We start from the raw sequence: 15124 nt of genomic DNA on the forward strand, positions 1-15124 counted from the left end.
TGCTACTTTAGCACAAAGAGCGAATTATCCCAAATTCCGGTTTATTCCTAGTCAGCTTGTTTGCGTAAAAAAGCTGGAATATCGAGATAATCGGGTTCTTTCGCCGTCTGAGGTGTATTGTCATTGACAACTTTACTCACCGGCTTTTGCTCTTGTGTTAATGGTGCCATACCGTGCTGCTGATAGCGATCCATAATAGGCTGCTGAGTCTGTTTATTGGTTACCAGGGTAATTTCCGGACGTTTGTCCATACCAATACCGGTTGCCACAACGGTCACACGCAGTTCGTCATTCATATCCGGGTCAAGTGACGTTCCGATAACCACTGTTGCGTTATCAGAAGCAAAGGCACGGATAGTATTCCCGACCGTTTCAAACTCATCCAGACGTAAATCGAAGCCCGCTGTGATGTTAACCAGCACACCACGCGCACCAGACAAATCGATATCTTCCAGTAATGGGCTGGATATCGCCATTTCAGCTGCTTCTTCTGCACGATCTTCACCGCGCGCAACGCCGGAGCCCATCATGGCATAACCCATTTCGGACATCACAGTACGTACGTCAGCAAAGTCAACGTTCATCAGACCAGGACGGGTTATCAGTTCAGCAATACCCTGAACTGCACCTTTCAGCACGTCATTGGCTGCACCAAAAGCATCCAGTAACGAGATCCCACGGCCCAAGACTTTAAGCAGCTTGTCATTCGGAATAGTGATTAGAGAGTCAACATGCTTGGAAAGTTCCGCAATGCCCTGCTCTGCGAATAACATACGCTTCTTGCCTTCAAAATTGAAAGGCTTGGTCACAACGGCTACGGTAAGAATACCTAAATCTTTTGCCACTTCAGCAACCACAGGAGCAGCACCGGTTCCAGTACCACCGCCCATGCCTGCGGCAATAAAGACCATATCAGCACCGTCCAGTGCAGCACGTAGTGCTTCACGGTCTTCGTCCGCAGCATTGCGACCGACTTCAGGATTCGCACCGGCACCCAGACCTTTGGTAATTCCATTACCTATTTGTATAGTCTGTCCTACTGCGGTTTTACGTAATGCCTGGGCATCGGTATTTACCGCGAAGAATTCAACGCCTTCGATGCGCTCGCGCACCATGTGTTCAACGGCATTACCGCCGCCGCCGCCGACGCCGATGACTTTAATCACCGCATCGTTGGTCAGTTCCATAGGTTCAAACATAATTTCTCTCCGTTTACGCCTGTTGCCTGAGGCCGGTAAATCACAACGGCCTCTTACAAAAAATTAAAACTCTTTTCTCAACCAGCCGTTAAGGCGTTTAAACCACGAGCCAACTGAGGTCCTTTTCTCTACTTCAGCCTCACCACTGAGATGCGATTCTTTACCATAGTGCAGCAATCCTACTGCTGTTGAGTAGTAGGACTCCTGGGCATAATCGGTCAGACCAGTAATATTTAATGGCTGTCCGATACGCACCTGTGTATGAAATACACGCTGAGCACAAGCGGCCAAGCCTTCAATTTGTGCAGCACCACCAGTAAGCACAATACCGGCGGCCAGGTGATGTTTCACCCCTTGCTGACGAAGCTGTTCTTGCAACTGTAAAAGCTCTTCATTCACCAGGTTGAGAAGCTCGGTATAACGCGGCTCAATAACCTCAGCTAATGTTTGTCGCTGTAAGCTGCGGGGTGGACGTCCACCTACGCTGGGTACTTCGACATTTTCATCTTTTCCGACAATGGAACCTAACGCACAGCCATGACGGACTTTAATGGCTTCGGCATCACTCGGTGGTGTTCCGAAAGCATAAGCGATATCGCTGGTTACTACGTTACCTGCATAGGGAATCACTTTAGTATGGCGCAATGCACCACCCGTATATACCGCCATATCCATGGTCCCGCCGCCAATATCAACAACACAGACGCCAAGTTCACGCTCGTCTTCGGTTAACACTGCATAGCTTGCAGCCAGACCGGCAAAAATAAGTTGGTCAACTTTCAGACCACAACGTTCCACTGCTTTTACAATGTTTTTTGCCATATCATTATGGCAGGTAATCAGATGTACTTTGGCCTGCATACGTACGCCAGACAGACCCACGGGATTTTTAATGCCTTCCTGATAATCAATCGCGTATTCTTGTGGGATCACATGCAAAACGCGATGCTCATCCCTGACGCGGACTGATTTGGCTGTATGGACGACATTTTCAACATCTTCCTGAGTCACTTCTTCTTCCGAGATGGGCACCATGCCTATCTCATTCTGACAGCTAATGTGTTTTCCTGATAGCGCAAGGTAAACTGAAGAAATCTGGCAATCCGCCATCAGCTCAGCCTGATCAATCGCACGCTGTACACATTTTACCACTGACTCGAGATCGTTTACGCCACCCTTGTCCATTCCGCGTGAGGGGCAACTCCCCACACCGATAATGTTAACTACACCGTCAGGCAGAACTTCCCCTACTAAAGCGGCAACTTTGGCTGTGCCAATCTCCAGTCCCACTACCAGTTTTCTGTCCGTCGCCTTGATCATTATTATTCTACCTGTGCCTGATTCTGTTGCTTGTCCAAATTAGGATCCGGGTCCGGAAGTGCCTCCCATCCGACCGCTGCACCTGAGTCATAACGCAAATCAACGTAGGTTATCTTTTTGTTATCCGTCTGCGCCTGTTGCTCAAGCAGTGGGTAGAGTTCAACAAAACGCGCTAAACGTTTCATTGTTTCTCCCCGACCAAGATTAAGTTGTATGCCATTATTTAACGTCAACTGCCAGGAACGACGCGCCGTCATGGCGACAGCTTTCAAGGTAAAGTTATCTTTTGCCAGGACACTGCCCATATCCCGGTAACCTTGTAGTACTTCATTTTCGCTCCCTTCCGGGCCCGATAACTTCGGTAAATTCTGCTGTCCGTTATTACGAGCGGCCGGGACGCTAAACGCATTACCTTGCATGTCGATCATATTCTGATCATTCCAACGTGCAATGGGCACAAATTCAACCAGATGAATCTTTAATTTATCAGGCCATTGCTTTCTTACACTAGCCTGTTTTATCCAGGGTAAACGTTCTATCTGCTGCTGAATAATATTGACATCCTGAGTCATAAAAGTACCAGGAGGCCCCAATGACAAAATAGACTGCCTGATATCATCATTACGCGTGTAGTGTCGCTCTCCAGTGACGACCAGCTTCGAAAGTGGTAATCGCTGGGCATCCTCCATCCAGTTCACCACCATAAAAGTCCCGACAATAATCGTCAGTAACACAATACACAGAAAAATAATTCCCGCCAGGCGCGAACCGTTACTGTGACGTGGACCGTGACCTTCTTCTGGTCGCTGACGCGAATTCAGTGCAGCCTGCGACATATCAATCAGCCAGCGCCAGAATACGAACCACCAGCTCCGAGAAGGTTATTCCTGCCTGTCGTGCAGCCATTGGTACCAGGCTATGGCTCGTCATCCCTGGAGAGGTATTGACCTCCAACAGATAAAATTGACCGTCACTGTCCTGCATTACGTCCACGCGTCCCCAGCCACTGCATCCTAAAACATTCCAGGCTTGTAAAACCAAGTTCTGTAACTCTTGTTCTTTTTGTACACTTAAACCGGTCGGACATAAATATTTTGTCTGATCGGATATATACTTAGCATTATAATCGTAGAAGATTCCTGCCGGTTGAATACATATTGGAGGTAAAATATTATTTCCCAGTACCGCAACGGTATATTCAGGTCCGCTTAACCACTTTTCAATCAGCACTTCAACGTCATGCTTAAAGGCTTGTGTTAGAGCTTCAGCCAGCGCGTCAAGGCTATCGACTTTTGACATACCAACACTTGAGCCTTCGCGGTTAGGTTTCACAATAACCGGTAAACCTAAAGCCTTAATACTACTCAATTGGGCATCAGTAAGCTCTTGACTCCACTCATCACGACGTACTGTTACCCCGGCAGCTACCGGAAGCCCAGCCCCCTGCCACAGCAGTTTGGTACGCAGTTTATCCATGGTGATGGCCGAAGCCATCACACCACTTCCGGTATAAGGGATCTGCATCATCTCCAGTAATCCCTGAAGAGTGCCGTCTTCGCCGCCACGACCATGTAGAGCGATAAAGACTCTATCAAATCCCAATGCTTTTAATTCTGTCACCGGACGTGACTGTGGGTCAAAAGCCACGGCATCAATACCCGCTTCCCTCAGACCCGCCAGAACCGCTTTGCCGGACTCCAGAGAGACCTCACGTTCAGCAGAAGAACCACCTGACAGCACCGCTATTTTATCAGCCATAATGGTCATCCTCTTTTTTTTGAGGCTGGAGTTTGATCTCTGATAGGTATTTCGCAAGCTTACCGATGTTACCTGCTCCCTGTACGAGGATCAGATCGTTGCCAGACAGCATCGGAGCCAGCATCTCAGGAACATCACCATGCTCAGAGACCAAAATAGGATCGACCTTACCGCGGCTACGGATAGTACGGCATAACGAACGGCTGTCAGCTCCGGGGATCACGGGCTCACCGGCTGCATAAACATCCAGCATCAGTAACACATCAACCTGTGATAAGACGCTGGCAAAATCATCATATAAATCACGCGTACGTGTATAGCGATGAGGTTGAAAGATCATGACCAAATTCTTATCCGGCCAGCCCGCACGCGCAGCTTTAATGGTGACATCCACTTCTGTTGGGTGATGCCCATAGTCATCCACTAACACTGCCTTACCAGATTTACCGTTAACGGCCTCAAGGTCAAACTCACCCAAGAAATCAAAACGGCGTCCGGTTCCCTGGAAGTTTTCCAGCGCTCTCAGGATAGCTGCATCGTCAATTCCTTCTTCGGTTGCGACCGTAATCGCTGCCGTCGCATTTAAGGCATTGTGACGCCCCGGAGCATTCAGTACGACTTCAAGTACCGGTTTATCCTGGCGTACCACTGTAAAGTAGCCCTGAGCTCCGGACTGACGATAATTTTCAACACGCACATCAGCATCTGGACTAAAACCATAGGTTGTGGTTTGACGCCCGACACGTGGCAACAGCTCACGAATCACCGGATCATCCACACACATCACTGCACGACCATAGAAGGGCAAATTGTGCAGAAAACTGATAAAGGTCTGCTTTAAGATCTCAAAGTCGCCTTGGTAGGTATCCATATGGTCGGCTTCAATATTCGTCACCACTGACACCATCGGCTGCAAGTGCAGGAATGACGCATCGCTCTCGTCGGCTTCTGCAATCAGGTAACGGCTATTGCCCAGGCGCGCATGTGTTCCCGCCGCCTTCACCAGACCGCCGTTAACAAAGGTCGGATCAAGACCGGCTTCGGCATAAATATTGGATACCATTGCCGTCGTGGTGGTCTTACCGTGAGTGCCGGCAATTGCGATACCATGACGAAAACGCATCAACTCAGCCAGCATTTCTGCCCGGCGAATAACCGGAATACGCGCTTCATGGGCTGCAACAATTTCAGGATTATCCGCCGAAATTGCGCTGGACATTACAACAACGCTCGCATCGCGCACATTCTCAGGGCGATGATTGAAATAAATTGTTGCTCCCAGTGCTGACAACTGTTGTGTGACCGGATTCGGAGCCAGATCGGAGCCGCTGATCTGATAGCCTTCGTTAGCCAGAACCTCAGCAATACCACCCATACCAGCGCCGCCGATACCAACAAAGTGAATATGCCGGACGCGACGCATCTCGGGCACGATTGAACGCAGTTTCGCCAGTTGTTGTGTATTCATTCTCTAAACCTGAGGACGGTATTCCGTCATTACATCAAAATCATGGGAGCCTTTGGCTACCCACAAAGATTATTTTCCAGCCACGGCAGCAACTTCTTTCGCGACCCGTTCGGTCGCATCAGGAATCGATGCTGCCCGAGCACGTTGTGCCATGACCAATAAAGTTTCACGATCCCAACCCGAAAGCGTGGCCGTTACGTTATCTACAGTAAATTGTGGCTGCTCAAGGATAGTGGCTGCTCCTGCCTTTTCCAGCGGCAGTGCATTCCAGTACTGCTGTCTGTCTTTATGCTGGAAAGGCACAAAGAGTGCAGGTAATCCGGCTGCCGCGATTTCACTCACGGTCAGCGCGCCGGAACGGCAGACAACCACATCAGCCCAGGCATAAGCCGCCGCCATATCATCAATGAACTCAGTAATTTTATGCTGCGAAGCAATATCACCATAAGCCTGTTGTACCGAGTCCAGTCCTCCCTTGCCGGTTTGATGCCAGAGAGTAATATGCTCTGCCAGTCGCCCAGCAACCTGCGGCATAATCTGATTCAGTATCCGTGCACCTTGCGAACCACCGACCACCAACACGTGTAACGGCCCCTCTCGCTCGGCAAAGCGCTGTTCCGGAAGCGGTAAGGCCAGCACATCTGTTCGTACCGGATTTCCCACGACATCAGCCTCAGGAAAGGCCCCAGGAAATGCCTGCATCACTTTGCTGGCGATTTTTGCCAGCCATTTATTCGTCAGCCCGGCAATACCGTTCTGCTCATGCAGTACCACAGGAATACCGAGCGACCATGCAGCCAGCCCACCGGGTCCTGAGACATAGCCGCCCATACCCAGTACAACATCGGGTTTCCAGGCTTTCATGATGGCCCGAGCCTGACGCCAGGCTTTAAAAATTTGTAGCGGCGCCATTAACTGCGCCTTGATGCCTTTCCCACGCAGACCAGAAATTCGAATAAAATCGATTTCGATACCATGGCGAGGAACCAGGTCAGCTTCCATGCGATCGCGAGTACCTAACCAGCGAACCTGCCAGCCTTGAGCAATCAAATGATGTGCAACAGCCAGCCCCGGGAACACGTGCCCTCCTGTTCCTCCGGCCATTACCATTAACCGTTTTGATTTGCCTGTCATTTGGCGCTCCGTGTAAACGCCTGTGCTTTCGCCAGACGAGTTTCATAATCAATTCTTAATAGCAACATAATGGCGGTAGACATTATCAGTAAACTGGAACCACCATAACTTATCAGCGGTAGTGTCAAACCTTTAGTCGGTAACATGCCCGATGCCGCCCCCACGTTAACCAGCGCCTGGAAGCTAAACCAGATACCAATGGAACAAGCCAGAAAACCGGCAAACCGCTGGTCAATTTCCAAGGCGCGTTTACCGATCGACATAGCACGAAAAGCCACGCAGAATACCATTAAAAGCGCAATCACCACACCGATATATCCCATCTCCTCAGCCAGAATGGAGAAGATAAAGTCGGTATGGGCTTCGGGTAAATACTCCAGCTTCTGCACTGAATTCCCCAGACCCTGGCCCCACATTTCACCGCGACCAAAAGCCATCAGTGACTGGGTCAACTGGTAACCGCTACCAAAAGGATCATCCCATGGATTCCAGAAAGAGGTCACACGACGAACACGATAAGGAGCAGCAAGGATCAGCATCACCACCGCGGCGACACCGGAACAGATAATGGCAATAAATTGCCAAAGTTTAGCGCCGGCCAGAAACAACATCGCAAGGGTGGTAACAAACAGTACGACTACCGTTCCAAGATCAGGCTGGGCCAGCAATAGCAGCGCCATAACAAGAATAACGCCCATCGGTTTCAGGAAGCCGCGCAGGTTATTACGCACCTCATCCACTTTACGTACCAAGTAGTTCGAGAGATAACAGAACAGTGCGAGCTTGGACAGCTCTGCAGGCTGGATGCGCAATGGTCCGATGGAAATCCAGCGTGAAGCACCATTGACCGAGCTACCCACGACGAGCACTATCACAAGCATCCCCATAGATGCCAGAAGCATAGCCGTACTGTATCGCTGCCAGAACCCCATCGGCAGACGTAGCGTTATCATCGACAGCACAAAGGCCAGAGTAATATAAAGCCCATCACGCTTGGCAAATAAAAACGGATCGTTTGCCAGTCGCTGTCCCACCGGCATGGAAGCTGAAGTGACCATGACAAAACCTATGGCAGTCAGACCAAGGGTTAACCACAGTAAGGTGCGATCGTAGAGTAATCTGCTATTAGCCTCTGCATCGCTGGTGCCCATGATCCACCCTTTTAATGGCGACACAGCCCAAACCAAGAAACCGAATCCTGGCAACCGGGGCAGACGCAAACGGGGGAGAGGCAATCGCATTAGCCAAACTCCTTCGCAAGGCGGGTAAAAACGTCACCACGCTGTTCAAAGCTTTTAAACTGATCCAAGCTGGCACAGGCAGGCGACAGCAGCACCATATCACCGGCTTTAAGCTGCCCTGCTAACAATTGAATAGCCTGTTCCATTGTTTCAGTCTGATGGGCGATTTCAGGTCGTAAAGCCACCAGTTCCGCGGCATCACGACCAAAACAATAGAGTCGAATATTATCAGCCTGTAGATAAGGGGACAGCGGTGCAAAATCCGCGGACTTTCCATCCCCCCCCAGGAGTAGATACAGCGTTCCGTCAACGTGCAGACCATTCAACGCCGCTTCGGTGCTACCGACATTGGTGGCTTTAGAGTCATTAATCCAGCGTACGCCCTTATTGTCCAACGCCAACTGGAAACGGTGAGCCAGACCACCAAACTGCATCAATGCGTTAAGACTGCTCGAACGTGGCAGACCGACCGCATCAGCCAGTGCCAGGGCAGCAAGCGCATTGGTATAATTATGCTGACCGACTAGCTTCATCTCTTTACTGCTAAGGACTTTTTCACCTTTAGCCTGCAGCCAGACATCGCCTTGCTGTTGGGTAAGATGGTAGTCGCCTGCATTAATGCCAAAGCTGACACAGCGTGTATCTGCTCCGTCCGGGGGCAAAGTCAGGGCATCGTCAGCATTCACGACACAGACTTTCGCCTGGTCGTAGATACGTAATTTGGCCGAACGATACTGACCCAGCCCTGATGGATACCTGTCCATATGATCTTCAGTGACATTGAGGATAGTCGCCGCCGCTGCTTTCAGGCTGTAGGTTGTTTCCAGTTGAAAGCTCGACAGTTCAATGACATACAGATCGCAGGCATTTTCCAACAGTTTCAATGCTGGCTGACCGATATTGCCGCCGACGCCGACGTTAACCCCCGCAGCTTTGGCCATTTCACCGACCATCGTCGTGACAGTACTTTTACCATTTGATCCCGTCACCGCCACAACTGGCGCCTGCACTTCGCGGCAAAATAGTTCGATATCACCGACAATTTCAACCCCCGCATCGGCCGCTGCCGCTAATGTCGGATGCGCTAATGCCATACCCGGGCTGGCAACAATTAAATCAGCATTCAGCAACCATTCTTGCTGTAATGAACCGGTATGGCACTCAACCTGCTCGGGTAAATGGTTAATACCTGGTGGCGTGGCGCGGGTATCCATCACGCGCGGAAATACCCCGCGTGAAACGAAGAAATCAACACAAGACAGGCCGGTCAGACCCAATCCGATAATAACGACGTTTTTACCCTGATAGTCAGCCATGATTAGCGTACCTTCAACGTTGCCAGGCCAATGAGCACCAGCATCAGAGAAATAATCCAGAAACGCACAATCACTCGTGGTTCTGGCCAGCCTTTCAATTCATAGTGGTGGTGGATAGGTGCCATACGGAAAATACGCTGTCCGCGTAATTTGAAAGAACCGACCTGCAAAATCACCGACAGCGTTTCCACCACAAATACGCCGCCCATAATCACCAGCAAAAACTCCTGACGCAGCAGAACCGCGATCGTTCCTAATGCCCCACCAAGAGCCAGCGAACCCACATCCCCCATAAAGACTTGTGCCGGATAGGTGTTGAACCAGAGGAACCCTAATCCCGCACCGACAATCGCAGTACAGACAATCACGAGTTCGCCCGCATGACGCAGATAAGGTATATGCAGATACCCGGCAAAGTTCATGTTACCCGTGGCCCAGGCGACCAAAGCAAAACCTGCAGCAACTAATACGGTTGGCATAATTGCCAGACCATCCAAGCCATCGGTCAGGTTAACGGCGTTACCAGTACCGACAATCACAAAATAGGCCAGCAAGACATAAAACAGCCCTAACTGCGGCATCACATCTTTAAAAAACGGCACCACCAGCTGAGTCGCTGCGGTATCTTTTCCGGCGATATACATAGTGAACGCAACGGCCAGAGCAATTACCGACATCCAAAAATATTTCCAGCGGGCGATAAGTCCTTTGGTGTCTTTACGCACCACTTTGCGATAATCATCGACAAACCCAACGATACCGTAGCCCACCAGCACAAACAGGACACACCAGACATACGGATTAGAAGGGTAAGCCCACATCAGTACCGAAATGACAATCGAGGCGAGGATCATTAACCCGCCCATCGTCGGGGTACCGCGTTTACTGAAATGCGACTCAGGGCCGTCATGACGAACCACTTGTCCGAATGAAAGCTTCTGTAAATGGGCGATAAAACGCGGTCCCATCCATAAAGAGATAAATAAAGCCGTTAACAAACTGACGATGGCGCGAAACGTCAAATAAGAAAAGACGTGAAAACCGGAATAATATTTGACCAGATATTCGGCCAGCCAGACTAACATGCTTGTTTCTCCTGCAAGGCGCGGACTACGTCTTCCATAGCCGCACTACGTGAACCTTTCACCAAAATAGTTAATTCCGGGTGAGTGGCGATTAATGCTTTCAAACGTGTAACCAGTGCACTTTTATCGGTAAAATGTTCACCCACACCAGAGGCATGGCTTAACGCTTCACTTAATACTCCGACACTCAAAACACTGTCGATTGCTGCTAATTTTGCCGCCTCGCCAACCTGACGATGGCAGCTCTCTGCTTCAACACCCAACTCGCCCATGTCACCGACGACCAGTATCCGGTAACCCGGCATTTCTGCCAGAACCTGTACTGCGGCAGTCATCGAACCGACATTGGCGTTATAGGTATCATCCAGCAGTTGCTGATGTTCATTCAAACACACAGGAAACAGGCGACCGGGTACGGGTTGCAAGTCACCTAAGCCCGCTTTTATTGCTTCCAGCGGGGCACCCACTGCCGTAGCCAGTGCCGCAGCAGCCAAGGCATTAGCAATGTTATGGCGGCCCGGTAGAGGTAGCGACACGGCAACAGTTCCCTCCGGCGTTTGCAAGATAAACTCACATCCCCTGGCAGTGATCTGAATATTGCGCGCGCTGAAATCGCAGCCCTCGGTATCCGGTGAAAACTGCCATACCGTTCGGTTCGTTAACGACGGACGCCACCCGGACAAGTCATTACTGTCGGCATTAATAATCGCAATGCCCTCTGCGGATAGCCCCTGGAAAATTTCGCCTTTCGCTTTTGCCACACCCGCCAGAGAACCAAAACCTTCGAGGTGTGCTGCAGCCAAGTTATTCACTAGCGCAGCTTGTGGGCGGGTTAATGATACCGTCCAGGCAATTTCCCCCTGATGGTTCGCGCCAAGCTCGATAACGGCAAAGTCGTATTCCGGGGTCAGACGCAGCAACGTCAGAGGAACACCGATATCATTATTCAGGTTACCTGCGGTATAGAGTGTATTACCGCAGTGACGCAATATCGCCGCAGTCATCTCTTTAACGGAGGTTTTACCTGATGACCCTGTCAGCGCAACAACGCGGGCAGGAACTTGCTGACGCACCCATGCACCTAGCTCTCCAAGAGCCTGACGTGTATCCGTCACCACTACTTGCGGAACAGGAATATCAAGCGGACGAGAGACCAGCAATGCGCCAGCTCCCGCTTTAACGGCATCGGCGGCAAAGTCATGGGCGTCAAAACGTTCACCCTTCAGTGCCACAAACAGGCAGCCTGGCGTCAGTTTGCGGGTATCGGTCGTGACTTCAGTGATTTCGAGGTCTGCACCGTATGCCTGCCCTTGTAGGATAATCGCGAGCTGTTTTAGAGAAACCGGGATCATACCGCGCCCCCTAATAATGCCATGGCGGTGCTACGGTCAGAGTAGTCAAGGCGACGATGGCCAACAATCTGATAATCTTCATGGCCTTTACCTGCCAACAGCACTACATCATTCTCTTTTGCCTGCATGATGGCAGCAGTAACGGCTTCCGCTCGCCCCTGAATAACCCGAGCCAGCCCGGGATCCACCATCCCTGCCAGAATATCTGCAACGATAACTGCGGGATCTTCGGTACGCGGATTATCATCAGTCACTATCGCGATATCGGCATATTGTTCAGTAATTGCGCCCATTAATGGACGTTTACCGGTATCCCGGTCTCCGCCACAGCCAAAGACACACCACAGTTTGCCCTGACAATGCAGGCGCGCAGCGGCGAGGGCTTTTTCCAGCGCATCGGGCGTATGGGCGTAATCCACCACTACAGTGGGTTTTCCGGCAGCACGGAACACTTCCATACGACCACAAACCGGTTGTAACTGGTCGGCAGTCTGCAGTAATCCTTCCAGCGGATAACCAAGTGCCAGTAACGTAGCCAGCGCCAGTAACAAATTACTGACGTTAAAAGGTCCCATCAGGCGGCTATCAATTTTGCCGTCGCCCCAGGATGAAGAGAAATGAATCAAGGCCCCGCCATCGTGATACTCAACGTCACGCGCGGCAACCCAACGCCCGGAATAATCCGGCTGAATCGTATTTTCCATACTGACAGCAACCGCATCAGGCAAGCGGTTGAGCCACTGACGTCCGATTTCATCGTCGACATTGATAATCGCCTGTCCGTACTCATGGTTGGAAAATAACAACCATTTTGCGGCGGCGTAATTTTCCATCGTGCCATGATAATCCAGGTGATCACGGCTAAGGTTCGTAAACACTGAGGCAGCAAAACTCAGCGCAGCAACCCGGTGCTGTACCAGACCATGGGACGAGACTTCCATTGCCCCAAAGGTTGCGCCTTGAGCCAGTAAACTCTCTAACTCACGCTGAATATCTACAGCGGATCCGGTGGTATTTTCCGCGGCGACAACTTGCCCGAGCAAGCCATTACCAACAGTACCCATTACGGCACTTTTTTCACCGAGTCGCTGCGCCCACTGCGCCAGTAGCTGGGTGGTTGTCGTTTTTCCGTTCGTTCCGGTGACACTAACCAGACGCATAACCGAAGAGGGGTCATGATAGAAACGCCCTGCCAGGGCAGAAAGACGTTGTGAAAGCTGGCTGAGATAGATAACAGGCACACCGTGCATATCACGCACTTCGCCGTCTTGCGCCTCACCTTCAGCTTCGGCAATAACGGCAGCCACACCTTGTGCGATAGCTTGCGGGATATAGCGACGCCCATCTACCGCATGCCCGAGGATTGCCACAAACAGATCGCCCGCAGCCGCTGTACGACTGTCGAGTGTCATCTCTCGTAATGCTCGCGCGGGAAGCGATGCTACCCAAGGCGCAAGAAGGTCATGCAAATTACGATCTGCCACCTGATGCCTCTTTCTGATTAATTACAAACTCGTTTTTTTCTCCGGTAGCTAATGCATCCGGCTCAATATTCATGGTACGCAGCACCCCGCCCATAATGGCACCAAAGACTGGGGCTGATACGGCACCACCGTAGTATTTACCCGCTTGTGGGTCGTTAATCACCACCACCAAGGCAAAGCGTGGGTGGCTGGCAGGGGCGATACCGGCCGTATAGGCAAGATATTTATTAATGTACTTACCATCCGGTCCGACTTTTTTAGCCGTACCGGTTTTAATCGCAATACGGTAGCCTTTAATCGCCGCTTTAACCCCGCCGCCGCCGGGTAAAGCAACGCTTTCCATCATATGCAACACTTTACGTACTGTAGCCTCCGGGAAAATACGTTCCCCCGGAACAGGCGGATCCACTTTAGTTATCGACAGTGGCCGGTATATGCCATAACTGCCGATTGTGGCGTAGGCTCGCGCTAACTGTAACGGAGTAACCATTAGCCCATAGCCGAAAGAGAAGGTGGCCCTCTCTATGTCAGACCACCGTTTTTGTGTTTGAGGATATAAGCCACTGCGTTCTCCGACCAACCCCAAATTGGTCTCTTTCCCAAATCCAAAACGAGAGTAAGTATCTACTAACGCAGAGGAGGGCATCGCTAACGCCAGCTTTGAAACACCGACGTTACTCGACTTCTGTAAAACCCCAGTGAGTGTCAACTCACTGTAACGGCCAACATCTTTGATTTCATGACCATTCACACGGTAAGGGATGGTATTCAGCACCGAATTGTCATTCACCACGCCACGTTGAAGTGCCGTCATAATCACCATTGGTTTCACCGTTGAACCCGGTTCAAACACATCGGTGATGGTACGGTTACGCATGACGTCTTTTTCAGTATCAGCCAGATTATTAGGGTTATAGGACGGGCTGTTTGCCATCGCCAGTATTTCACCGGTATTCACGTCTACCAGTACCGCACTACCTGACTCAGCTTTGTTAAAAGCTACCGCATTACTTAATTCACGGTAGACCAGCGCCTGCAGGCGCTCATCGATACTTAAAGCCAGATTATGCGCAGCCTGGCTGTCAGTAGAGGAGATATCTTCAATCACGCGTCCGAAACGGTCTTTACGTACCACTCGTTCGCCGGGCTGGCCGGTAAGCCATTTATCGAAGCTTTTTTCAACCCCTTCAATGCCTTGGCTGTCCACGTTGGTGAAGCCAATTAAGTGAGCAGTCACTTCACCTGAAGGATAGTAACGACGTGATTCCTGACGTAAATGGATGCCAGGAAGCTTGAGTTGTTTAATATAGTTACTGACGTCCGGATTGACCTGACGAGCCAGATAAATAAAGCGACTTTTCGGATTGCTGTTCACGCGAGTGGCAAGCTGATCAAGCGGCGTATTCAGTGCATCAGCCAAGGCTTTCCAACGGTTATCCAAAGTTATCCCACCGGCATCATGCAGCTCTTTAGGATCAGCCCAAATGGCATTCACCGGCACGCTAACAGCCAGCGGACGACCCGCACGGTCGCTGATCATGCCACGAACACTTGAGACTTCCTGTACCCGAAGCGAACGCATATCCCCTTGACGAACTAACATATCCGGATTGATGACCTGTAACCAGGCAACGCGTCCCATCAGTAATAGCAGCGCCAGCAGAATACAACCGCAAAGCAACGCAAAACGCCAACTGATAAAGTTGGCCTGAACTTCCGGGCGTTTTGATTTCGGCGTTCTTACTGCTAGTTTCATCTGCTACTTAC

12 protein-coding genes are annotated in these 15124 nt (G+C 50.7%); all 12 read right to left on the reverse strand.

The features are described 5' to 3' along the window. Window positions 1–47 precede the first annotated feature (47 nt). Window positions 48–1199, reverse strand: a complete 1152-nt coding sequence (ftsZ, locus tag Q1A40_RS10875; protein WP_259051410.1) for a cell division protein FtsZ — start codon at window positions 1197–1199, stop codon at window positions 48–50. 63 nt (window positions 1200–1262) lie between these two features. Further along, the gene (ftsA, locus tag Q1A40_RS10880; RefSeq protein ID WP_211992146.1) at window positions 1263–2519 is read right to left on the reverse strand and encodes a cell division protein FtsA; all 1257 of its coding nucleotides are present in this window, start codon (window positions 2517–2519) and stop codon (window positions 1263–1265) included. Between the two features lie 2 nt (window positions 2520–2521). Further along, entirely contained in the window at window positions 2522–3355 is an 834-nt protein-coding gene (gene ftsQ / locus Q1A40_RS10885; protein ID WP_300000040.1) for a cell division protein FtsQ, read from the reverse strand. A 1-nt stretch (window position 3356) separates the two neighbouring features. Continuing rightward, on the reverse strand, window positions 3357–4277 hold the full coding sequence (locus Q1A40_RS10890; protein ID WP_300000042.1) for a D-alanine--D-alanine ligase: 921 nt from the start codon (window positions 4275–4277) through the stop codon (window positions 3357–3359). Next, window positions 4270–5745 carry a UDP-N-acetylmuramate--L-alanine ligase gene (gene murC / locus Q1A40_RS10895; protein ID WP_300000044.1) on the reverse strand — a complete coding sequence of 492 codons (1476 nt, stop codon included), beginning with the start codon at window positions 5743–5745 and terminating at the stop codon, window positions 4270–4272. Before murC ends, Q1A40_RS10890 begins: the two co-directional genes overlap by 8 nt. Window positions 5746–5814: 69 nt before the next feature. Continuing rightward, on the reverse strand, window positions 5815–6879 hold the full coding sequence (gene murG, locus Q1A40_RS10900; protein WP_300000046.1) for an undecaprenyldiphospho-muramoylpentapeptide beta-N-acetylglucosaminyltransferase: 1065 nt from the start codon (window positions 6877–6879) through the stop codon (window positions 5815–5817). Continuing rightward, window positions 6876–8120, reverse strand: a complete 1245-nt coding sequence (ftsW, locus tag Q1A40_RS10905; RefSeq protein ID WP_300000048.1) for a cell division protein FtsW — start codon at window positions 8118–8120, stop codon at window positions 6876–6878. Before ftsW ends, murG begins: the two co-directional genes overlap by 4 nt. Next, on the reverse strand, window positions 8120–9436 hold the full coding sequence (murD, locus tag Q1A40_RS10910; protein WP_300000050.1) for a UDP-N-acetylmuramoyl-L-alanine--D-glutamate ligase: 1317 nt from the start codon (window positions 9434–9436) through the stop codon (window positions 8120–8122). Before murD ends, ftsW begins: the two co-directional genes overlap by 1 nt. A 2-nt stretch (window positions 9437–9438) precedes the next feature. Beyond that, on the reverse strand, window positions 9439–10521 hold the full coding sequence (gene mraY / locus Q1A40_RS10915; RefSeq protein WP_300000052.1) for a phospho-N-acetylmuramoyl-pentapeptide-transferase: 1083 nt from the start codon (window positions 10519–10521) through the stop codon (window positions 9439–9441). After that, window positions 10515–11873 carry a UDP-N-acetylmuramoyl-tripeptide--D-alanyl-D-alanine ligase gene (gene murF / locus Q1A40_RS10920; RefSeq protein ID WP_300000054.1) on the reverse strand — a complete coding sequence of 453 codons (1359 nt, stop codon included), beginning with the start codon at window positions 11871–11873 and terminating at the stop codon, window positions 10515–10517. Before murF ends, mraY begins: the two co-directional genes overlap by 7 nt. Then, window positions 11870–13357 carry a UDP-N-acetylmuramoyl-L-alanyl-D-glutamate--2,6-diaminopimelate ligase gene (gene murE / locus Q1A40_RS10925; protein WP_300000055.1) on the reverse strand — a complete coding sequence of 496 codons (1488 nt, stop codon included), beginning with the start codon at window positions 13355–13357 and terminating at the stop codon, window positions 11870–11872. The genes murF and murE overlap by 4 nt, the downstream gene beginning before the upstream one ends. Next, on the reverse strand, window positions 13344–15113 hold the full coding sequence (locus Q1A40_RS10930) for a peptidoglycan glycosyltransferase FtsI (protein WP_300000057.1): 1770 nt from the start codon (window positions 15111–15113) through the stop codon (window positions 13344–13346). The genes murE and Q1A40_RS10930 overlap by 14 nt, the downstream gene beginning before the upstream one ends. Window positions 15114–15124: the final 11 nt, after the last annotated feature.

It is taken from the genome of uncultured Cedecea sp. (assembly GCF_947498825.1).
Taxonomy (GTDB): Bacteria; Pseudomonadota; Gammaproteobacteria; order Enterobacterales; family Enterobacteriaceae; genus JGM124.

What these genes read in the sequence shown, in the direction of transcription:
- Q1A40_RS10930 (WP_300000057.1), bottom strand. Translation starts at nt 15,113, where the DNA reads ATGAAACTAGCAGTAAGAACGCCGAAATCAAAACGCCCGGAAGTTCAG.
- ftsW (WP_300000048.1), bottom strand. Translation starts at nt 8,120, where the DNA reads ATGCGATTGCCTCTCCCCCGTTTGCGTCTGCCCCGGTTGCCAGGATTC.
- Q1A40_RS10890 (WP_300000042.1), bottom strand. Translation starts at nt 4,277, where the DNA reads ATGGCTGATAAAATAGCGGTGCTGTCAGGTGGTTCTTCTGCTGAACGT.
- ftsQ (WP_300000040.1), bottom strand. Translation starts at nt 3,355, where the DNA reads ATGTCGCAGGCTGCACTGAATTCGCGTCAGCGACCAGAAGAAGGTCAC.
- mraY (WP_300000052.1), bottom strand. Translation starts at nt 10,521, where the DNA reads ATGTTAGTCTGGCTGGCCGAATATCTGGTCAAATATTATTCCGGTTTT.
- ftsZ (WP_259051410.1), bottom strand. Translation starts at nt 1,199, where the DNA reads ATGTTTGAACCTATGGAACTGACCAACGATGCGGTGATTAAAGTCATC.
- ftsA (WP_211992146.1), bottom strand. Translation starts at nt 2,519, where the DNA reads ATGATCAAGGCGACGGACAGAAAACTGGTAGTGGGACTGGAGATTGGC.
- murD (WP_300000050.1), bottom strand. Translation starts at nt 9,436, where the DNA reads ATGGCTGACTATCAGGGTAAAAACGTCGTTATTATCGGATTGGGTCTG.
- murC (WP_300000044.1), bottom strand. Translation starts at nt 5,745, where the DNA reads ATGAATACACAACAACTGGCGAAACTGCGTTCAATCGTGCCCGAGATG.
- murF (WP_300000054.1), bottom strand. Translation starts at nt 11,873, where the DNA reads ATGATCCCGGTTTCTCTAAAACAGCTCGCGATTATCCTACAAGGGCAG.
- murG (WP_300000046.1), bottom strand. Translation starts at nt 6,879, where the DNA reads ATGACAGGCAAATCAAAACGGTTAATGGTAATGGCCGGAGGAACAGGA.